This window comes from Pseudomonas sp. BT76 TE3572 (assembly GCF_050435365.1).
GTDB lineage: Bacteria > Pseudomonadota > Gammaproteobacteria > Pseudomonadales > Pseudomonadaceae > Aquipseudomonas > Aquipseudomonas fluorescens_W.
Map to the genome: position 1 here is coordinate 5,748,624 of NZ_JBNDKE010000001.1, position 19,809 is coordinate 5,768,432.

Consider the following 19,809-nt stretch of genomic DNA (forward strand, 5'->3'; position numbering starts at 1 on the left):
CCTTAGCGGGCGAACGAAGAACGGGGGGAGGGGATGTATTTCGAAATGCAATGAGTGCCCCGCTGCCATTGGTGGCACCGGGGCAAACCCGTTGACCGACTAACCTTCCAAGCATCCCCCCCCCGACTCATCCTGCCTTTAGCTGCAGGTGCCCATGATCGGGAACGGTCGCTGTGCCTGCATCAGATCCGGCATGTCCCGCCATTTAATCCACGCCGAATGTTGCCAGTGCAGCAGCGGCACCGAGAGCCCACCCCATTGCAACGAACTCAGGCTCGGAATGTTATCCACAGGAGCCGCGTTCGACTCACGGAGCGCAGGTATGACGTCATTGCTCAGCCATTGGCGCAGGTTGCGGTTTTCCGGGATGAAATGGTGGACAAGCAGAGTGTACATTCCGGACTCGCTGATCATGAGTGATTCGACTGTTTTGCCGTTCTTCAGCAGCCAGACATATCGGCGCTGATCGGGATCGAGTTTTTGGGTGAGTCGTTGGTCCAGTGGGCGGCCCATCAAACGTCCCAGGTCCTGAACGCAGAACCAGGCTTGATTCGCTTGGATGATGGCGTGGAGGAACCGGTTGTGGCGAGGGAAAACGGTAGGGATGAAATGAGGATGAATTTCAGACTGATTTAGTGGGTGCATTTCTTCGACTCCATGTTGAAAAAGGAGCCGCCACTAATCCTTCGAAAGATTTGGGTGGCGGACCGTGCGGCGTTCGAAGTCGGACATTCTCGATCAACATGTAAGCCAAGAGGCCCGCGTCACACGGCCCGCCATAAAGTGAAACTGAAAGGCAAAAAATGCCCCAGTTCATATGGGAGCGCAGATGCGCCATGTTGATGAGTTTCCGGCTTCGACCCCGGATCGCTGATTTTGCAGCGACGGGGTAAAGCCTATCGGTCAGGCGCTTGCGGCGCCAAGTCTACTCTGGCGACGCTAGTCGTAGGAATGGGAGTCTTTGCTAGAAGGCATGGTCTGTAGGATTTTCCTGTTTTTGCACTGCATGCAGAAATCCGGCACCGGAGACGCAGGTTTTCCTTTATTTATTCAAATCCATGGAGTCAGCGGCAAAGGCTTCACGGTTTGACGAGGATTGGATTTGGTCATGGTCGCTGTGCCACGTCCATTTAGTCTGCGCACAAGGAACAGATCTATGACTGACGGTAGCAACGCGAAACCTGAGGCTTATGTCCAAGATCGCTTCGAAGCGGTACGTGGCAAAGCTGATATCAAAGGGCGTACGGATGAATTGATGGCTGAGCTGCGGGATGACGACAGATGCTGTTTGACGGACAGGACTTGCCCCGGGAACTCACTGGATCCCGGGGCAATCAGCCTTACCGACTAACCTTCCAAGCATCCCCCGCAGGCGCAGTCCCATGGTCATACGGCTTGGCAAGCCACATGTAAACCAGCCCCAACCCAATCACGATCGCAGTACTCAACACCATCGCGTAGTTGATGTACCACGCCGCATCCGGCGTGCGCGGCCAGGCCATGTTGATGATTGCGCCGACGCCATAGACCAGCGCGCCGATGTTCACCGCCCAGCCCCAGGCGCCGAGGGTGAATTTGCCGGTCGGTTTCCAGCCTTTCATGCGCGCATAGAGTGCCGCGAGCACGATCATCTGGAACGCCAGGTAGATACCGATGGCCGCGAAGCTGACGATGGTTGCCACTGCATCCTGCAGGAAGAAGCCCAGCACAATGATCAGTGCAGGCAGGACGCCGGACACGAACAGTGCCGCAACCGGAACCTGAGTCGTAGGGGAAATCTTCTTCAGCAGTGAGCTGCCGATGACCATTTCATCCCGAGCGTAGGAATACAGCAGACGACTCGCCGCCGCTTGTAGGCTGATGACGCAGGAGATGAAGGAAATCATGACCACGCCCATCACCACTTTCGAGCCGACCGGGCCGAAGGCGTTGTTGAGGATGGTGGTGACCGGGTCCTTGTCGGTGCCATTGATGACGGCTTGCATGTCTGGCACGGCGAGGATCAGCGCCAGGCAGGCGAACATCGCCGCGATGCCGCCAATGTAGATGGTCATGCGCATGGCCACCGGGATCTGTTTGCTCGGGTTCGGGGTTTCTTCGGCCACATCGCCGCAGGCCTCGAAGCCGTAGTACAGGAACATCCCCGCCAGCGAGGCGGTGAGGAACGCCGGCAGATACGAGCCATCAATGCTGATATCGAAGGTGTTGAACAACACACTGATCGATTGATGACGCTCGAAGATCAGCAGGTAAACACCGACGATCACCGCGCCGACCAGTTCGCAGAGGAAGCCGAACATGGCGATCCGCGCCAGCACTTTGGTGCCGCTGAGGTTGACCAGGGTGGCGAACAACGTCAGGAACAGTGCGATGACGATGTTGGTGTTGTTGCTCGGTTCAAAACCCATCATGGCGGCCAGGTACGGACCAGCGCCCACCGCAACGGCAGCGATGGTCACACACAGGGCGATGGAGTAGATCCAGCCGACCATCCACGCCCAGCGCTTGCCCACCAAGCGACGAGCCCACGGGTACACGCCGCCGGAAATCGGGAACTGCGAGACCACTTCGCCGAAGATCAGGCACACCAGCAACTGGCCGCATCCGACCAGCAAATAAGCCCAGAACATCGGTGGCCCACCGGCGGCGAGGCACAGGCCGAACAGGGTATAAACCCCTACGACCGGAGAGAGATAAGTGAAGCCCAGGGCGAAGTTTTCCCACAGGCTCATGCTGCGATTGAAGTTCGAGGTGTAGCCCAGCTTGCGCAGTTGCTCGGCGTCGCTGTCAGCGACGGGTACAGCGAGTTCGGGTGTTGAATCCATGGTGTTAGCTCCGGAAAATCGGCAGATTTCGGATGTCCGAAACCGTGGCAGGGCCATGACGGCGCTGCCCGGATCGGTGGTTATTGTTTTGGCTTCTTTGGGGTGGAACCTGGTGGTGCTGGGTGCCGGTTTCTTCCTTGAAGTTGCGGTGAGGCCATCGCGAGCAGGCTCACTCCTACAGGGATTGCGGAGAACCTGCTCGCGATGCTTTTAGTGCTTGAACATCACATGCCGAACGACGGTGTAGTCCTCTAGCCCGTACATGGACATGTCCTTGCCATAACCGGACAGTTTCTGACCGCCGTGGGGCATTTCGCTGACCAGCATGAAGTGCGTATTCACCCAGGTGCAGCCGTACTGCAAGCGTGCGGACAAGCGATGCGCACGACCGACGTCCGAGGTCCAGACCGACGACGCCAGGCCGTAGTTCGAATCGTTGGCCCAGCCCAGCACCTGTGCTTCATCGGTGAATTTGGTCACCGACACCACCGGCCCGAACACTTCGCGACGGACGATTTCATCGTCCTGCTGAGCGTCGGCCAACACAGTCGGCTCGAAGAAGAACCCATTGCCTTCCACAGACTTGCCACCGGTGATCAGACGGATATGCGGCTGTGCCACGGCACGCTCGACAAACCCGGCCACGCGGTCGCGATGTTGGGCGGTGATCAACGGGCCGAGCTCGGTCGATGGATCATCCTGCACACCGTACTTGATGCTGCTGACCGCCTCGCCGAGTTTCTCGACGAACTTGTCGTAGATACCTTCCTGCGCGTAGATGCGGCAGGCGGCGGTGCAGTCCTGGCCGGCGTTGTAGAAGCCGAAGGTGCGAATGCCTTCCACGGCGGCGTCGATGTCGGCGTCGTCGAAGATGATCACCGGGGCCTTGCCGCCCAGTTCCATGTGCATGCGTTTGACGCTGTCGGCGGTGCTGGAAATGATGTTCGAACCGGTGGCGATCGAACCGGTCAACGAGACCATGCGCACTTTTGGGTGTGTGACCAGTGGACTGCCGACCGTAGGACCACGGCCAAACACCAGGTTAAGCACGCCGGCCGGGAAAATCTCCGACGCCAGTTCCGCCAGGCGTAGCGCGGTCAGCGGGGTTTGTTCCGACGGCTTGAGCACCACGGTATTACCCGCCGCGAGGGCCGGGGCGATCTTCCAGGCGACCATCATCAGCGGGTAGTTCCACGGTGCGATGGACGCGATCACGCCGACCGGGTCGCGGCGGATCATCGACGTGTGGCCGTGCAGGTATTCACCGCCTGCCGAACCGCTCATGCAACGGCTGGCACCGGCGAAGAAACGAAACACGTCGGCAATCGCCGGGATCTCGTCGTTCAGCGCGGCGTTGTAAGGCTTGCCGCAGTTGTCTGATTCCAGTTTGGCCAGCTCTTCGCCATGGGCTTCGATGGCGTCGGCGAGTTTGAGCAGCAGCAGCGAGCGTTCTTTCGGCGTGGTTTGCGACCAGCCTTCGAAGGCGCTGTCGGCGGCGCGCACGGCGGCATCGACCTGGGCTTCACTGGCTTCGTTGATTTCCACCAACACACGACCGAGGGCCGGGTTGAACACCGGTTGGGCGGGGCCTTCGCCGTCGATCAGTTGGCCATTGATCAAGAGTTTGGTTTGCATGGCTTTGTCCTCTTTCTACCGCAAATTCATTATTGGAGTTGTCAGGGAAATCACTTGCCGCCACTGCCCGCAACGCTTTCGCCGCCACGGGTCAGGTAATAGGCGCCGAGGATCGGCAACATGGTCACCATCATCACCAGCATCGCGACGACGTTGGTCACCGGCACGTCCCGTGGGCGGCTGAGCTGGTTGAGCAGCCACAGCGGCAGGGTGCGTTCATGGCCGGCGGTGAAGGTGGTGACGATGATTTCGTCGAACGACAGGGCAAACGCCAACATGCCGCCGGCCAGCAATGCCGAGCCTAGGTTCGGCAGGATGATGTAGCGGAAGGTCTGCCAGCCGTCGGCGCCGAGGTCCATCGAAGCCTCGATCAAACTGTGCGAAGTGCGACGCAAGCGGGCGATGACGTTGTTGTAGACGATCACCACACAGAAGGTCGCGTGACCGACGATGATGGTGAACATCCCTGGCTCGATCCCCAACGTCTTGAAGGTCGCCAGCAAGGCGATACCGGTGATGATCCCCGGCAAGGCAATCGGCAGGATCAGCATCAGCGAAATGCCTTGCTTGCCGAAGAAATCCCGGCGGTACAAGGCCGCCGACGCAAGGGTGCCGAGGATCAGCGCAATCAACGTCGCGACGGAGGCGATTTGCAGCGACAGCTTGATCGCTTCCAGTACGTCCGGTCGGGAGAACGCCACGCCGATCCACTTCAACGTGAAGCCTTTTGGCGGAAAACTGAACGCTGCGTCTTCGGTGTTGAAGGCGTACAGGAAGATGATCAGGATCGGAAAGTGCAGAAACACCAACCCGCCCCAGGCTGCGATGCGCAGGCCGAGCGAAGCTTTCTCCCCGTGCGTTTCTGGCGTTTGTTTTTTTGTATCAGAGCGCATCGAAGGCCCCCAGTCGTTTCACGATAGTCAGGTAGATGGCGATCAACACAATCGGCACCAACGTGAAGGCCGCGGCCATTGGCATGTTGCCGATCGCGCCTTGTTGGGCGTACACCATGCTGCCGACGAAGTAGCCCGGCGGGCCCACCAGTTGCGGCACGATGAAGTCGCCCAGGGTCAGCGAAAAGGTGAAGATCGAACCGGCCGCGATGCCCGGAATCGACAGCGGCAAAGTCACTTGCATGAAGGTCTGGCGAGGCTTGGCGCCGAGGTCGGCCGAGGCTTGCAGCAAGGACGGTGGCAGACGTTCCAGCGAGGCCTGGATCGGCAGGATCATGAACGGCAGCCAGATGTAGACGAACACCATGAAGCGCCCCAAGTGCGAGGTCGACAAGGTGCTGCCGCCGACGCCCGGAATGCCCAGAATGAACTGCAAAACCGGCTCAAGATTCAGGTGTTGAACGAACCACTGTGCCACGCCGCCCTTGGCCAGCAGCAAGGTCCAGGCATACGCCTTGACGATGTAACTGGCCCACATCGGCATCATCACCGCGATGTAGAAAAACGCTTTGGTTTTGCCGGTGGTGTAGCGCGCCATGTAATAGGCAATCGGGAACGCGACGATGGCGCTCGCGATCGATACGACGATGGCCATGCTTAAGGTGCGCAGGATGATGTCGAAGTTCGACGGCTGGAACAGGGCTGCAAAGTTCGCCAGTGTCAGGTCGGGCGTGACCGCCATGGTGAAGTCATCAAAGGTGTAGAAACCTTGCCACAGCAGAACCAGCAGCGAGCCGAGGTAGATCGCGCCGAACCACAGCAACGGCGGTACCAGCAGCATCGACAGGTACAGGTTCGGCCGGCGATACAGCAGGTTGGAAAACCTGCGCAACGGCGAGCCGCCGGTCGGGGTTTGAGGGAGAGCCACGCTGTTCATCTCACACCCCGCCGACAACGGTGTCGTGCAGCGGGATCATCGCTTCCCGTGCCCAGCGTGCGCTGATGCGTTGCCCGGTCTGATGTTGCGCGCTGACGTCCAGCCACTGGACGTTGGCCTGGCTGATGTTCAGGGTCTGGCCGTTTTCCAGTTTCAGTTCATAGCGCGTGGCACTGCCCTGGTACTGAATGTCGTGGAGCAAACCGCTGACTTCAATTTCATGGCTGGCCAGCGGACCTTCGGCGAAACGCACGTGTTCCGGGCGAATCGAAAACGGCTGTGGATTGCCACTTAATTGTTTCGCCAGATCGCCGCGAATCACGTTGGAGGTGCCGACGAATTCGGCGACAAAGGTTGTAGCCGGTTTCATGTAGAGGTTGCGCGGGGTATCGACCTGCTCGATGCGCCCCTTGTTGAACACTGCCACACGATCTGACATCGACAGCGCTTCCGTCTGGTCGTGGGTGACGAAGATGAAGGTGATGCCGAGCTGGCGTTGCAGCTTCTTCAGTTCACCCTGCATTTGCTCGCGCAGCTTCAAGTCGAGCGCGCCCAACGGTTCATCGAGCAGCAGCACGCGCGGGCGATTGACCAGGGCGCGGGCCAGGGCCACACGCTGGCGCTGGCCGCCGGACAGCTGCACCGGTTTGCGCTCGCCGTAGCCGCCGAGGGCGACCATGTCGAGGGCTTCTTCGGCGCGTTTCTGGCGTTCGGGCTTGCCGACGCCTTTGACCTTCAAACCGTAGGCGACGTTGTCGAGTACGTTCATGTGCGGGAACAGCGCGTAATCCTGGAACACGGTGTTCACGTCACGCTGATACGGCGGCAGCCCGGCGGCTTCTTCGCCGTGAATACGGATAGAGCCTGCACTCGGTTGTTCGAAACCGGCGATCAGGCGCAGACAGGTGGTTTTGCCCGAGCCTGAAGGGCCCAGCATGGAAAAGAACTCGCCGTCCTGGATATCGATGGAAACCCGGTCAACGGCCTTCACTTCGCCGAACTGACGGGAAACGTTGGTGAACTGGACTGCAAGCGTCATGGTGCGGTGCTCCAAAAAGGCGAGGGCCGTCACAGCGGCCTTGCCAGGACATCTGAAAAATCTGAATCGTGATCGATGCGTTTCTTGTGGCGAGGGAGCTTGCTCCCGCTGGAGTGCAGAGCACTCCCAAAAGGATTGATGCGGTATGCCTGACAGACCGCATTGACTGATTTGGGGCGGCTTCGCCACCCAGCGGGAGCAAGCTCCCTCGCCACAGGGACCGGTGTTTTATCTGCCGCCCATGATCGCGATGTAGTCCTGGGTCCAGCGGCTGTACGGCACGAACTTGCCGCCTTCAGCCTGCGGGGTTTTCCAGAAGGCCAGGTTGTCGAATTGGTCGTAACCGTTGGTTTTGCAGCCCTCGGCGCCTAGCAATTCACTCTCCTTGCAGCCCGCCGGAACCGCCGGCAACGAACCGAACCATGCCGCCAGGTCACCCTGAACTTTCGGTTGCAGCGACCAGTCCATCCACTTGTAGGCGCAGTTCGGGTGCTTGGCTTCGGCGTGCAACATGGTGGTGTCGGCCCAACCTGTTGCACCTTCTTTTGGAATGACCGAGGCAACCGGCTGCTTGTCCGCCACCAGGCCGTTGACCATGTAACCCCACGTGCTGGACGCCGCCACGCCTTCGTTCTTGACGTCACTCATCTGGACCGTTGCGTCATGCCAGTAGCGGTGGATCAAGGGCTGTTGCTTGCGAAGCAGTTCCAGCGCCGCTTTGTATTGCGCTTCGTTGAGCTGGTACGGGTCTTTGATGCCCAGTTCCGGCTGTTTCGATTTGAGATAAAGCGCCGCATCGGCGATATAGATCGGGCCGTCGTAGGCCTGGACCCGACCCTTGTTGGACTTGCCGTCCGGCAGGGTCTGCTCTTCGAACACCACGCTCCAGCTGTCCGGCGCTGTTTTGAAGATATTGGTGTTGTACATCAACACGTTCGGGCCCCATTGGTACGGGGTGCCGTAGGTTTGCTTGTTGACGACGTACCACTGGCCATCCTTGAGGCGAGGGTCAATGTTCTTCCAGTTCGGGATCAACGCCGTATTGATCGGCTGCACACGCTTGCCGGCGATCAACCGCAGGGAGGCATCGCCGGATGCAGTCACCAGGTCATAACCACCCTTGGACATCAGGCTGACCATCTCATCGGAAGTGGCGGCAGTCTTGACGTTGATCTTGCAGCCGGTTTCCTTTTCGAAGCCGGTGACCCAGTCGTAGGCCTTGTCGCTTTCGCCACGTTCGATGTAGCCAGGCCAGGCCACAATATCCAGCTGACCTTCGCCGGCACCGACGGCTTTCAGCGGTTCGGCAGCCTGGATACTGGCACTGGCCAGCAGCGCGGTGGTAATTGCACTGAGCAGTGCGGTCTTGTGCACGAACATGGGGTTTCCCTCTTCTTTAATTATGGTCGGGGCAGTTTTGAACGTGGTGAAGCAGGCCGTTAGCGGCTTGTTATAAGCGTAGTCAGAGATGCTGGCCGTGGCGGGCCATGATGTGCCGCACCACGCTGTAGTCCTGGAGCGAATCGCTGGATAAGTCTTTGCCGTAGCCCGAACGTTTCAGGCCGCCGTGGGGCATTTCGCTGACCAGCATGAAATGGCTGTTGATCCAGGTGCAGCCGTACTGCAAGCGCGCCGCGACCTGCATCGCCTTGTCCAGGTTCTGGGTCCAGACCGAGGAGGCGAGGCCGTATTCCGAGTCGTTGGCCCAGTCCACGGCTTGTTCGAGCTGATCGAAACGGGTCACGGTGACCACCGGCCCGAACACTTCGCGCTGGACAATCTCATCGGTCTGCTTGCAGCCGGCCAGCAACGTCGGCTGGTAATAGAAGCCGGCACCGGAATGCACGGCCGCGCCGGTCACCCGTTCGATGTGCGGCTGGCCGAGGGCGCGCTCGACGAAACTGGCCACGCGATCGCGCTGGCGGGTGCTGATCAGCGGGCCGATCTCGTTGTCGGCGTCGCGTTTGCCGGCGAAGCGCAAACTGCTGACCGCTGCGCCGAGTTCGGCCACCAAACGGTCATGAATCCCGGCCTGTGCATAAATCCGGCACGCTGCGGTGCAATCCTGGCCGGCGTTGTAATAGCCGTAAGTGCGCACGCCTTCGACCACGGCTTGAATGTCCGCATCGTTGCAGACGATCACCGGGGCCTTGCCACCGAGTTCGAGGTGAGTGCGTTTCAGGGTTTTTGCTGCGGCTTGCAGGATTTTTTGCCCGGTGACGATATCGCCGGTCAGCGACACCATGCGCACTTTAGGGTGACTGACCAGGTGGCTGCCGACACCTTCACCGCCGCCGCAAATGATGTTGATCACACCGCGCGGCAGGATCTCGGCCAGCGCTGGGGCCAGGGCCAGAATCGACAGCGGCGTGTGTTCGGACGGCTTGAACACCAGCGTATTGCCGGCGGCCAGGGCCGGGGCGATTTTCCACGCAGCCATCATGATCGGGTAGTTCCACGGCGCAATCGACGCGACCACACCAATCGGATCGCGACGAACCATGCTGGTGTAACCCGGCAGGTATTCGCCGCTGAGCTGGCCGGTCTGGCAACGCACGGCGCCAGCGAAGAAGCGGAACACATCAACCGTGGCGCTCAAGTCATCCTGACGCGCCAGGTGCAACGGCTTGCCGCAGTTCAGGGATTCGAGGCGGGCGAGGAGGTCGGCCTGTTTTTCGATGGCGTTGGCAATGTCTAACAGCAGGTTCGAGCGTTGTTGCGGCGTGGTCCGCGACCAACCGGCAAAGGCGCGGTGGGCGGCGAGAATGGCGGCTTCGACCTGCTCGGTGCTCGCTTCGGCAATGTGCGTCAGCACTTCTCCGGTGGCCGGGTTGAGGATCGGTTCGACAAACCCCTGGCCCGCGACCAATTCGCCATCGATCAATAACGCGGTGAACAACGGGGTCTGCGCGCCAGCCATTTTTCGGGTTCTCTTTTCTTGTGTGGCCATGCTGCTCCCTGTGACTGGGGCCCGGCCGTCTTATAGATGTAGCAAGACTAGTGCTCAGGCCCGAGGTCGACAAATTCTAAATACTGAAGGTGGCGTTCGATTAAATAGATGGCTTGCGCCCGCCGTGGGGTTGTTCGCGGGCGACGGTCAGGAACGGATCCACCAACGCTGGGCGCGCGGTGCCACGACGCCAGGCCAGGCCGACGTCGAGGGTCTGGCTCAAGTCCGCGATCGGCCGCGCTTCGATGATGTCGCCCTCCAGTGACCATGGGCGATAGGTCATGTCGGGCTGGATCGACACGCCCAATCCCGCTGCTACCAGGCTTCGCACCGCTTCCGTCGACGCCGTCCTCAAGGTGATGCGCGGTTGCAGGGAGGCCGCTGTCCACATGCGCTGGGCGTTGCGGTCCATTTCATCGACGTTCAGCTGAATCAGCGGCTCTCGGGCCACGTCGGCGAGGTTGATGCTGTCGTGTTCCAGCAGCGGATGCTGGGCCGGCAGCCATAACCGATGGGGCGAGTGGGTCAGCACTTCGGTCTGCAAGGCGTGGCGGTCTTCGAGGTTGGAGAGGATCAACACGCCCACATCGATCTCGCCGCTGACCAGCAAATGCTCGATGTACGGGCGCTCGTCCTCCATCACCCGGATCTCGACATTGGGGTAGGCGCGCTGGAAACGGGTAAGTAGATCCGCAAGGTAGTAACCGGCTACCAGGCTGGTCACGCCGATGATCAACTGACCGGCGACTTGATCGGTGCTCTGTTGCAGGCTGCGTTTGGCGTTGTCCACCGTCGCCAGAATCAGGTGCGCCTGGCGCAGGAATTGGTGGCCCTGGTGGGTCAGCGTCATGCCCTTGGCGTGACGGTTGAACAGGCCGACACCGATTTCCTGCTCCAGTTGCTGGATGGCCAGGGTCAAGGTGGACTGAGAAATGAATGCGGTTTGCGCGGCGGCGGAGATTGAGCCGGTCTCGGCCACGGCGATGAAGTGACGGATCTGACGCAAGGTCATCATGGAGAAAGTACCCGGTGGGCGGTTTTTATAGATTTGCTTGAGTGTATATCCATTTTTCTGAAGGGCCGTGATCGGCTGAACGGCGCTGCGCAACATCTCGAAGCACTCTCGCTCCCGAATGCCGGGCACTTTCGATCTAGGCTGGTGGCCTTATTGATCCGGTTAACCCCTTTTTTGGAGGCGGAAAATGAATACGCGTGGATTGCTCGATCAGCTACTCAAGTCCGGTCAGGATATGTTGCAGAACAAGGCCGGCGGCTCACAAAACAAGGCTTCTGGCGGTGGCCTGGGCGGATTGCTCGGCGGCAGCGGCGGTTCGGGCGGCCTCGGCAGTTTGCTTTCGGGCGCAGGCGGCGGGGCGTTGGCGGCGGGTGCCATGGGCCTGTTGCTCGGCAGCAAAAAGGCCCGCAATGTCGGCGGCAAAGTCGCTGTCTACGGCGGTCTCGCGGCGCTCGGCGTCATTGCCTACAAGGCCTACGGTAATTGGCAGGCCCAGCAGGGCACCGCGCCGAAGACTGAACCACAAACCCTTGATCGTTTGCCGGCAGAGCAAGTCGAGCTGCACAGCCAGGCGATTCTCAAAGCGCTAGTGGCCGCTGCTAAAGCCGATGGCCATGTCGATGAACGCGAACGTGCGCTGATCGAAGGTGAATTCACCAAACTCGATAACGATCAGGAACTGCAGCACTGGCTGCATGCCGAACTCAGCAAGCCGCTCGACCCAACGGAAGTCGCCCGCGCTGCCAGCACGCCGGAAATGGCCGCAGAGATGTACATCGCCAGCGTGATGCTGGTGGATGAGGAGAGCTTCATGGAGAAGTCCTACCTCGATGAACTGGCGCGTCAGCTCAAGCTTGAGCCGGGGTTGAAGGCTGAGCTGGAAAAGCAGGTGCGTCAGGCTTCTGTGTAAGTCACCAGACCGCCTTCGCGGGCAAGAAGGATCGCGAAGGCGCTTTCAGTCGCGCTACATACCCACCACAGGGCCAATTTCCGGTTGTTTTTGCCGGGGATGAGAAGTGGTATGCAACCCTTTCTAGATGCAGCCCCGCCCTCGGCTATACTGCGCAGCATTTGAAATGCCCCCCGAGGACTGACTGTGAAGAACTGGACGTTGCGCCAACGCATCTTGGCGAGCTTTGCGGTGATTATCGCCATCATGTTGCTGATGGTCGTCGTGTCGTATTCCCGGCTGTTGAAGATCGAAGCCAGCGAAGCCAGCGTCCGTGAAGACGCGCTGCCCGGGTTGTATTACAGCTCGATGATACGCAGTGCCTGGGTCGACACTTACCTGCGGACCCAGGAAATGCTGGGCTTTAAGGAGGGGCAGGGCTTCAGCGCTGAAGAGGCTGAAAATTTCAAAAACTTCGCGGTGCGTCTGCAAGAGCAGATGAGTAACTACCAAACCACGATCACCACGGATGAAGACAAGGTCGAGTACGCCGTTTTTGAAAAACTCCATGGTGATTACAACAAGGTTCTGGCTGCCGTGGTCGATTTGCATAAGCGCAATCAGGAAGCTGAAGCCATCAAGATGTTCAACGAGCAACTGACCCCGGCCTGGACCGCAGGGCGCGTGAAGCTCAATGACATCATTCGCGAAAACAAAGCGGTGGCCGACCAGGAAATCGCGAACATCGATGACTCCGTGGACACCGCGAAAGTCATTATGGGCATTTCCTTGCTGGTCGCGGTGCTGGCCGCCGGCCTCTGCGGGCTGCTGTTGATGCGCGCGATCATGGCGCCGATGAACCGCATTGTGCAGATCCTCGAAATAATGCGTACCGGCGATCTAAGCAGCCGTCTGAACCTGGCGCGCAAGGACGAATTCGGCGCCGTGGAAACCGGCTTCAACGACATGATGACCGAGCTGACGTCCCTGGTGTCCCAGGCCCAGCGTTCCTCGGTGCAGGTCACCACCTCGGTGACCGAAATCGCTGCCACCTCCAAGCAACAGCAAGCGACCGCCACCGAAACCGCCGCCACCACCACCGAAATCGGTGCGACGTCCCGTGAGATTGCGGCCACTTCGCGGGATCTGGTGCGCACGATGATCGAAGTCTCCACCGCCGCCGATCAGGCCTCGGTGCTCGCCGGTTCTGGGCAGCAAGGCCTGGCGCGGATGGAAGAGACCATGCACTCGGTGATGGGCGCGGCCGATCTGGTCAACGCCAAACTGGCGATCCTCAATGAGAAGGCCGGCAACATCAATCAGGTGGTGGTGACCATCGTCAAGGTCGCCGACCAGACCAATCTCTTGTCCCTCAACGCCGCCATCGAAGCTGAAAAGGCCGGTGAATACGGCCGCGGGTTTGCCGTGGTCGCCACCGAAGTGCGGCGTCTGGCGGACCAGACCGCCGTCGCCACGTACGACATCGAGCAGATGGTGCGCGAGATCCAGTCGGCAGTGTCGGCCGGGGTCATGGGCATGGACAAGTTCTCTGAAGAAGTGCGCCGCGGCATGTCCGAAGTGCAGCAAATCGGCGAGCAGCTGTCGCAGATCATCCATCAGGTCCAGGCGCTGGCGCCGCGGGTATTGATGGTCAACGAAGGCATGCAGGCCCAGGCCACGGGCGCGGAGCAGATCAACCACGCGCTGGTGCAGTTGGGCGATGCCAGCAGCCAGACCGTCGAGTCCCTGCGCCAGGCCAGTTTCGCCATCGACGAACTGAGCCAGGTGGCCGTAGGGCTGCGCAGTGGCGTTTCGCGATTCAAAGTCTGATGAGCGAACCCACGGCCAAGCGCACCGCCGTGAAGCCGGCGCTGCAATCATTGTTTCTGGTGTTTCGCATCGGCAACGAGCGCTATGCCTTGCAGGCCATCGAGGTGGCGGAAGTGCTGCCGCGTCTGCCCTTGAAACCGATTCCCCACGCGCCGGAATGGGTGGCCGGGGTGTTCGCCTACCGTGGCGCGGTGGTGCCGGTGATCGACCTCAGTGCGCTGACGTTCGGCCAACCGGCCCAGGCCCGCACCAGCACGCGCTTGGTGCTGGTCAATTACCGCCCGGATGAAACCGCTGAGGCGCAATTGCTCGGGCTGATTCTGGAACAGGCCAGCGACACCCTGCGTTGCAACCCGGCGGATTTTCAGCCCTATGGCCTGGACAACCGGCAGGCGCCGTACCTCGGGCCGGTGCGTGAAGATGCCCAGGGTTTGCTGCAATGGGTGCGGGTCGCCGACTTGCTCGACGATCAGGTTCGCGCGCTGCTGTTTCCGTTGCAGCCTCTGGACCTGGCGCTGCTTGAGGAGCGGCCATGAACAGCGATCAGCGGTTTTTCGATTTCCTCAAAGAGCGCATCGGCCTCGACGTGACGTCGGTGGGCCCGGCGATCATCGAGCGTGCGGTGCGTCAACGCAGCACGGCATCCAACGCGCTGACGGCGGATGAGTACTGGCACATCTTGCAGGGTTCGCAGGACGAGCAGCAGGCGCTGATCGAAGCGGTGATCGTCCCCGAGACCTGGTTTTTCCGTTACCCGGAATCCTTCGCCACGTTGGCGAAACTGGCCGCCAAACGCCTGAGCGACATCAACAACATGCGCGCGCTGCGGATTCTCAGCCTGCCGTGTTCAACCGGTGAAGAACCGTATTCCATCGCCATGGCGTTGCTTGATGCCGGGCTCCAGCCGCACCAGTTCAAGGTCGAAGGCATGGACGTCAGCCCGTTGTCGGTGGAAAAAGCCCGGCGCGCGCTGTACGGCAAGAATTCGTTCCGTGGCCAGGACATTGCCTTTCGCGACCGGCATTTCACCGCTGAAGGCGAGGAGGGCTATCGCCTCAGCGGGCGAGTGCTCGAACAAGTGCGTTTGCAGGTCGGCAATCTGCTGGATCCGACGTTGCTGGCCAACGAGCCGCCTTATGACTTTGTGTTTTGCCGCAACCTGTTGATCTATTTCGATCAGCCGACCCAGCAGCAAGTGTTCGAAGTGCTCAAGCGTCTGACCCATTTCGACGGCGTGTTGTTTATCGGCCCGGCCGAGGGCAGTTTGCTCGGCCGTTTTGGCATGCGTTCGATCGGCATCCCGCAGTCCTTTGCGTTCAGTCGTCAGAGCGCACCAGAGCCTGCGCCCATTGCCACGTTCGTGCCGACGCCTCTGCCGGTGAGCCAACCGGTGCGCAGCGTGGCACCGCCGCCCGTTCGCAGCAGGCCCTTCGCCACGGTAGCGCCGCTGCCTGTCGTGACGAAAGTCGCCAACCCGGACTCCGCCACACTGCTGGCGAACATCGCCGCGCTGGCCAACGAAGGCAAAAGTGCCGAGGCCCGCGCCGCGTGCGATAGCTATTTGCGCAGTCATGAACCCGTGGCCCAAGTGTTTTACTGGCTCGGACTGCTCAGCGATGTTGCCGGCAGTGCCCTTGAAGCTCAGGGGTTTTATCGCAAGGCGTTGTACCTCGACCCGCAACATCCCGACGCGTTGATGCACCTGGCGGCGTTGCTGCAATCCTTGGGCGACACGGCGGGAGCCAGACGATTGCAGGATCGCGCCGCCCGCAGCGAGCGCGCCGCTGACAGTGAGCGTAAACGATGAACGCCGCCGACACCTTTAGCCTCACCCATGAAGATGCCCAGGCCATCGACGACTGCTGGAACCGCATCGGTATCCACGGCGACAAGTCCTGCCCGCTGCTGAGCGATCACATTCACTGCCGCAATTGCGCGGTGTATTCGGCCGCGGCGACGCGCTTGCTCGACCGCTACGCGCTGCAGCAGGAAGATCGCGGGCAAGTCACCACGGCGGTCGAGAGCGAGGTCAAAACCCGTTCGCTGCTGATGTTCCGTCTGGGCGAAGAATGGCTGGCACTGGCCACTCGGAGTCTGGTGGAAGTCGCGCCGCTGCAAGCGATTCATTCCCTGCCGCACCAACGCTCCCGGGCCTTGCTCGGCGTGGCGAATGTGCGCGGCGCGTTGGTGGCGTGCCTGTCACTGGTGGAATTGCTCGGGCTCGACGGCGCCAGCAGCGTGGCGTCCGGCGCGCGGGTCATGCCGCGCATGCTGATCATCGCCGCCCACGGCGGACCGGTGGTGGTGCCGGTGGATGAAGTGGACGGGATTCACGCCATCGACGAACGCGTCCTCGAGGCGGCGTCCCGCTCCGGTACGCAGGCCAGCGCCAAATACACCCGTGGCGTGTTGCAATTCAAAGGTCGCAGCCTGCGGTGGCTGGATGAAGAACAGCTGCTGTCCGCCGTGACCCGGAGCCTTACATGACCCCCGAGCAAATGCGTGACGCCTCTTTGCTGGAACTGTTCAGTCTGGAAGCCGAGGCCCAGACGCTGGTGCTGAGTACAGGTCTTCTAGCGCTGGAACGCGATCCGACCCAGGCCGATTACCTCGAGTCGTGCATGCGCGCGGCCCACTCGCTCAAGGGCGCGGCGCGGATTGTCGGGGTCGATGCCGGGGTCCGCGTCGCCCATGTGATGGAGGATTACCTGGTCAGCGCCCAGGAAGGGCGCCTGTACCTGCGGCCCGAATACATTGATGCACTGTTGCAAGGCACTGATCTGCTGATGCGAATTGCGACGCCGGGTAACGCTCCGGCGCCTGTGGATGTAGAAGCTTACGTCGTCTTGATGGGACGGCTGCTTGATCACATGGTGACTACCCCCATCGCGCTGCCGATGGCAGAACTTCAGCTGGAATCGCCGACGCCCAAGGGTGAGCCGCCCCTGCCGGCCGCCACCGAAGCCCCCCCGGCAGCGCCCGACGAGCCAGCGCCCCAGACTAGACGCACCCTCGACAATGGCGAGCGCGTATTACGCGTCACGGCCGAACGCCTGAACAGCCTGCTCGATCTGTCGAGCAAATCCCTGGTGGAAACCCTGCGGCTCAAACCGCACCTGGCCACCATGCAACGCCTCAAACGTATGCAGAACAACGGCCTGCGGGCACTGGAAAACCTCAACGTCCACCTCAAGGACCATGCCTTGAGTCTGGAAGCACAGGAAGCCCTCGACGACGCTCGTCGGCTACTGGCTGAGTCGCAGCAATTGCTGGTGGAAAAGAACGCCGAACTGGATGAATTCGCCTGGCAGGCCAGTCAACGGGCGCAAGTGTTGTACGACACCGCGCTGGCCTGCCGCATGCGGCCGTTTGCCGATGTGCTGAGCGGGCAAGTGCGCATGGTCCGCGACCTCGGTCGCAACCTCGGCAAACAGGTGCGGCTGGAGATCGAGGGCGAAAAAACCCAGGTCGACCGCGACGTGTTGGAAAAGCTTGAAGCGCCGCTGACCCACCTGCTGCGCAATGCCGTGGATCACGGCATCGAATCCCCGGAGCAACGGCTATTGGCGGGCAAACCCGCTGAAGGCCTGATCCGTTTGCGCATCTCTCATCAGGCCGGTCTGTTGGTGCTGGAACTGAGCGATGACGGCAATGGTGTCGATCTGGAAAAGGTCCGCCGCAGCATCATCGAGCGCCAATTGTCCCCGGCCGAAACCGCCGCGCAATTGAGTGAAGAAGAGCTGCTGACGTTCCTGTTTCTACCGGGTTTCAGCCTGCGCGACACGGTCACCGAAGTCTCCGGGCGCGGCGTCGGACTGGATGCGGTCCAGCACATGGTTCGCCAGGTGCGCGGCGCGGTCGTGCTGGAGCAGGTGGCGGGCGAGGGCAGCCGTTTCCATCTCGAAGTGCCGCTGACCCTGTCGGTGGTGCGCAGTCTGGTGGTGGAAGTCGGTGACGAGGCGTATGCATTCCCGCTGGCCCATATTGAACGGATGTGCGATCTGGAGCCGGCGGACATTGTTCAGGTCGAAGGCCGTCAGCACTTCTGGCACGAAGGCCGGCATGTCGGGCTGGTCGCGGCCAGTCAGCTATTGCAACGTCCGGCGGGCCAGAACAGTGAGCAAACCCTCAAAGTGGTGGTGATTCGCGAACGCGAGGCGATTTACGGCGTGGCGGTCGAGCGTTTTATCGGCGAGCGCACGTTGGTCGTTTTGCCGCTGGACGAGCGTCTGGGCAAGGTGCAGGACGTTTCCGCCGGGGCCTTGCTCGACGATGGTTCGGTGGTGTTGATCGTCGACGTCGAAGATATGCTGCGTTCGGTGGATAAATTGCTCAATACCGGGCGTCTTGAGCGCATTGCCCGTCAGGGCAGCCAGGCGGTTGAAGCGGCTCGGAAACGGATTCTGGTGGTCGACGATTCGCTGACCGTGCGTGAGCTGCAACGCAAGTTGCTGCTCAATCGCGGCTACGACGTGGCGGTGGCGGTGGACGGTATGGACGGCTGGAACGCCCTGCGATCGGAGAATTTCGATCTGCTGATCACTGACATCGATATGCCACGCATGGATGGCATCGAACTGGTGTCTTTATTGCGTCGGGACAATCGCCTGCAATCCCTTCCGGTTATGGTGGTGTCGTACAAGGATCGTGAAGAGGACCGTCGCCGTGGACTGGACGCTGGAGCCGACTATTATCTAGCCAAAGCCAGTTTTCATGACGACGCCCTGCTTGACGCGGTGGTTGAGCTCATTGGAGGAGCACGTGCATGAGAATAGCGATTGTCAACGACATGGCCATGGCGGTGGAGGCCCTGCGCCGCACCTTGGCGTTCGATCCGGCGCATGAGGTGGTCTGGGTCGCCAGAAATGGGGCCGAGGCGGTGCAGCGTTGCGCTGAAAACACGCCGGATCTGATCCTGATGGACCTGATCATGCCCGTGATGGATGGCGTGGAGGCGACCCGGCGGATCATGGCTGAAACGCCGTGCGCGATTGTCATCGTGACGGTCGACCGCGAGCAGAACGTGCATCGGGTGTTTGAGGCCATGGGCCACGGAGCGCTGGATGTGGTCGATACGCCGGCCATCGGTGCCGGCAATGCCCAAGAGGCAGCGGCCCCGTTACTGCGCAAGATCATGAACATCGGTTGGCTGATCGGTGACCGGGGCAATCGGGAGCGAGCCGCCCCGAGCCCGCTGCGCAATTCGGCTTCGCGCCAGCGCCTGATCGCCATTGGCTCATCCGCCGGTGGGCCGGCTGCGCTGGAAGTATTGCTCAAGGGGTTGCCGCTGGATTTTTCAGCCGCCATCGTGCTGGTGCAGCATGTTGACCAGGTGTTCGCCGCCGGCATGGCTGAATGGCTCAGCAGCTCCAGCGGCCTGAATGTGCGCCTGGCCCGGGAAGGTGAGCCTCCGCAGGCCGGCTCGGTGCTGCTGGCGGGCACCAACCACCATATTCGCTTGTTGAAAAACGGCACGCTGGCTTACACCGCCGAACCGGTCAACGAGATCTACCGGCCCTCGATCGATGTGTTCTTCGAGAGCGTGGCCAATTACTGGAACGGCGATGCCGTGGGTGTTTTGCTCACCGGCATGGGACGAGATGGCGCACAGGGGCTTAAACTCATGCGCCAACAGGGCTACCTGACCATCGCTCAGGATCAGAACAGCAGTGCGGTGTACGGCATGCCGAAGGCGGCAGCGGCCATCGACGCGGCTGTGGAGATTCGCCCACTGGAAAAGATAGCGCCACGATTGCTGGAGATTTTCCCCAAATGAAGACATTTCACAGCAATCTG

The 19,809-nt window shown here is 60.8% G+C and carries 16 protein-coding genes; 7 read left to right on the forward strand and 9 right to left on the reverse strand.

Annotated features, from left to right (window positions below; all coding sequences use genetic code 11):
* Window positions 1–138: 138 nt before the first annotated feature.
* The 9 genes from ABH912_RS26225 to ABH912_RS26265 all read right to left on the reverse strand — a co-directional run bounded on the left by ABH912_RS26225 (window position 139) and on the right by ABH912_RS26265 (window position 11,294).
* Window positions 139–645 (reverse strand): BRO-N domain-containing protein, encoded by a 507-nt coding sequence (locus ABH912_RS26225; RefSeq protein WP_429511956.1) that lies wholly within the window; start codon window positions 643–645, stop codon window positions 139–141.
* A 695-nt stretch (window positions 646–1,340) separates the two neighbouring features.
* Window positions 1,341–2,825 carry an APC family permease gene (locus ABH912_RS26230; RefSeq protein WP_429511957.1) on the reverse strand — a complete coding sequence of 495 codons (1,485 nt, stop codon included), beginning with the start codon at window positions 2,823–2,825 and terminating at the stop codon, window positions 1,341–1,343.
* Window positions 2,826–3,035: 210 nt separating this feature from the next.
* Window positions 3,036–4,460: a gamma-aminobutyraldehyde dehydrogenase gene (locus ABH912_RS26235; RefSeq protein ID WP_429511958.1), complete on the reverse strand. Its 1,425-nt coding sequence runs from the start codon at window positions 4,458–4,460 to the stop codon at window positions 3,036–3,038.
* A 50-nt stretch (window positions 4,461–4,510) separates the two neighbouring features.
* On the reverse strand, window positions 4,511–5,353 hold the full coding sequence (locus tag ABH912_RS26240) for an ABC transporter permease (RefSeq protein ID WP_429511959.1): 843 nt from the start codon (window positions 5,351–5,353) through the stop codon (window positions 4,511–4,513).
* The gene (locus tag ABH912_RS26245) at window positions 5,343–6,290 is read right to left on the reverse strand and encodes an ABC transporter permease (RefSeq protein WP_429511960.1); all 948 of its coding nucleotides are present in this window, start codon (window positions 6,288–6,290) and stop codon (window positions 5,343–5,345) included. The genes ABH912_RS26240 and ABH912_RS26245 overlap by 11 nt, the downstream gene beginning before the upstream one ends.
* A gap of 1 nt (window position 6,291) precedes the next feature.
* Complete coding sequence (locus ABH912_RS26250) at window positions 6,292–7,329, reverse strand: ABC transporter ATP-binding protein (RefSeq protein WP_429511961.1); 1,038 nt, start codon at window positions 7,327–7,329, stop codon at window positions 6,292–6,294.
* 228 nt (window positions 7,330–7,557) lie between these two features.
* Window positions 7,558–8,709 (reverse strand): putative ABC transporter substrate-binding protein YdcS, encoded by a 1,152-nt coding sequence (gene ydcS / locus ABH912_RS26255; RefSeq protein WP_429511962.1) that lies wholly within the window; start codon window positions 8,707–8,709, stop codon window positions 7,558–7,560.
* A gap of 82 nt (window positions 8,710–8,791) precedes the next feature.
* Window positions 8,792–10,279 (reverse strand): gamma-aminobutyraldehyde dehydrogenase, encoded by a 1,488-nt coding sequence (locus tag ABH912_RS26260; RefSeq protein ID WP_074879833.1) that lies wholly within the window; start codon window positions 10,277–10,279, stop codon window positions 8,792–8,794.
* A 100-nt stretch (window positions 10,280–10,379) separates the two neighbouring features.
* Entirely contained in the window at window positions 10,380–11,294 is a 915-nt protein-coding gene (locus ABH912_RS26265) for a LysR family transcriptional regulator (RefSeq protein ID WP_008151654.1), read from the reverse strand.
* Between the two features lie 187 nt (window positions 11,295–11,481).
* Between ABH912_RS26265 and ABH912_RS26270 the strand changes: the two genes are divergently transcribed.
* From ABH912_RS26270 to ABH912_RS26300, 7 genes are all read left to right on the forward strand, one after another.
* Window positions 11,482–12,204 (forward strand): tellurite resistance TerB family protein, encoded by a 723-nt coding sequence (locus ABH912_RS26270; protein ID WP_429511963.1) that lies wholly within the window; start codon window positions 11,482–11,484, stop codon window positions 12,202–12,204.
* Between the two features lie 186 nt (window positions 12,205–12,390).
* A complete protein-coding gene (locus ABH912_RS26275) occupies window positions 12,391–14,013 on the forward strand; it encodes a methyl-accepting chemotaxis protein (RefSeq protein ID WP_429511964.1) in 1,623 nt (540 codons plus the stop codon).
* A complete protein-coding gene (locus ABH912_RS26280; protein WP_429511965.1) occupies window positions 14,013–14,549 on the forward strand; it encodes a chemotaxis protein CheW in 537 nt (178 codons plus the stop codon). The genes ABH912_RS26275 and ABH912_RS26280 overlap by 1 nt, the downstream gene beginning before the upstream one ends.
* A complete protein-coding gene (locus ABH912_RS26285) occupies window positions 14,546–15,820 on the forward strand; it encodes a CheR family methyltransferase (RefSeq protein WP_429511966.1) in 1,275 nt (424 codons plus the stop codon). Before ABH912_RS26280 ends, ABH912_RS26285 begins: the two co-directional genes overlap by 4 nt.
* Window positions 15,817–16,500 carry a chemotaxis protein CheW gene (locus ABH912_RS26290; protein WP_033056363.1) on the forward strand — a complete coding sequence of 228 codons (684 nt, stop codon included), beginning with the start codon at window positions 15,817–15,819 and terminating at the stop codon, window positions 16,498–16,500. Before ABH912_RS26285 ends, ABH912_RS26290 begins: the two co-directional genes overlap by 4 nt.
* On the forward strand, window positions 16,497–18,782 hold the full coding sequence (locus ABH912_RS26295; protein WP_429511967.1) for a hybrid sensor histidine kinase/response regulator: 2,286 nt from the start codon (window positions 16,497–16,499) through the stop codon (window positions 18,780–18,782). Before ABH912_RS26290 ends, ABH912_RS26295 begins: the two co-directional genes overlap by 4 nt.
* Window positions 18,779–19,789, forward strand: a complete 1,011-nt coding sequence (locus tag ABH912_RS26300; RefSeq protein ID WP_429511968.1) for a chemotaxis response regulator protein-glutamate methylesterase — start codon at window positions 18,779–18,781, stop codon at window positions 19,787–19,789. Before ABH912_RS26295 ends, ABH912_RS26300 begins: the two co-directional genes overlap by 4 nt.
* Window positions 19,790–19,809 lie beyond the last annotated feature (20 nt).

What these genes read in the sequence shown, in the direction of transcription:
- ABH912_RS26225 (WP_429511956.1), bottom strand. Translation starts at nt 645, where the DNA reads ATGCACCCACTAAATCAGTCTGAAATTCATCCTCATTTCATCCCTACC.
- ABH912_RS26285 (WP_429511966.1), top strand. Translation starts at nt 14,546, where the DNA reads ATGAACAGCGATCAGCGGTTTTTCGATTTCCTCAAAGAGCGCATCGGC.
- ABH912_RS26240 (WP_429511959.1), bottom strand. Translation starts at nt 5,353, where the DNA reads ATGCGCTCTGATACAAAAAAACAAACGCCAGAAACGCACGGGGAGAAA.
- ABH912_RS26245 (WP_429511960.1), bottom strand. Translation starts at nt 6,290, where the DNA reads ATGAACAGCGTGGCTCTCCCTCAAACCCCGACCGGCGGCTCGCCGTTG.
- ABH912_RS26280 (WP_429511965.1), top strand. Translation starts at nt 14,013, where the DNA reads ATGAGCGAACCCACGGCCAAGCGCACCGCCGTGAAGCCGGCGCTGCAA.
- ABH912_RS26235 (WP_429511958.1), bottom strand. Translation starts at nt 4,460, where the DNA reads ATGCAAACCAAACTCTTGATCAATGGCCAACTGATCGACGGCGAAGGC.
- ABH912_RS26300 (WP_429511968.1), top strand. Translation starts at nt 18,779, where the DNA reads ATGAGAATAGCGATTGTCAACGACATGGCCATGGCGGTGGAGGCCCTG.
- ABH912_RS26230 (WP_429511957.1), bottom strand. Translation starts at nt 2,825, where the DNA reads ATGGATTCAACACCCGAACTCGCTGTACCCGTCGCTGACAGCGACGCC.
- ydcS (WP_429511962.1), bottom strand. Translation starts at nt 8,709, where the DNA reads ATGTTCGTGCACAAGACCGCACTGCTCAGTGCAATTACCACCGCGCTG.
- ABH912_RS26290 (WP_033056363.1), top strand. Translation starts at nt 15,817, where the DNA reads ATGAACGCCGCCGACACCTTTAGCCTCACCCATGAAGATGCCCAGGCC.
- ABH912_RS26295 (WP_429511967.1), top strand. Translation starts at nt 16,497, where the DNA reads ATGACCCCCGAGCAAATGCGTGACGCCTCTTTGCTGGAACTGTTCAGT.
- ABH912_RS26250 (WP_429511961.1), bottom strand. Translation starts at nt 7,329, where the DNA reads ATGACGCTTGCAGTCCAGTTCACCAACGTTTCCCGTCAGTTCGGCGAA.
- ABH912_RS26270 (WP_429511963.1), top strand. Translation starts at nt 11,482, where the DNA reads ATGAATACGCGTGGATTGCTCGATCAGCTACTCAAGTCCGGTCAGGAT.
- ABH912_RS26260 (WP_074879833.1), bottom strand. Translation starts at nt 10,279, where the DNA reads ATGGCCACACAAGAAAAGAGAACCCGAAAAATGGCTGGCGCGCAGACC.
- ABH912_RS26265 (WP_008151654.1), bottom strand. Translation starts at nt 11,294, where the DNA reads ATGATGACCTTGCGTCAGATCCGTCACTTCATCGCCGTGGCCGAGACC.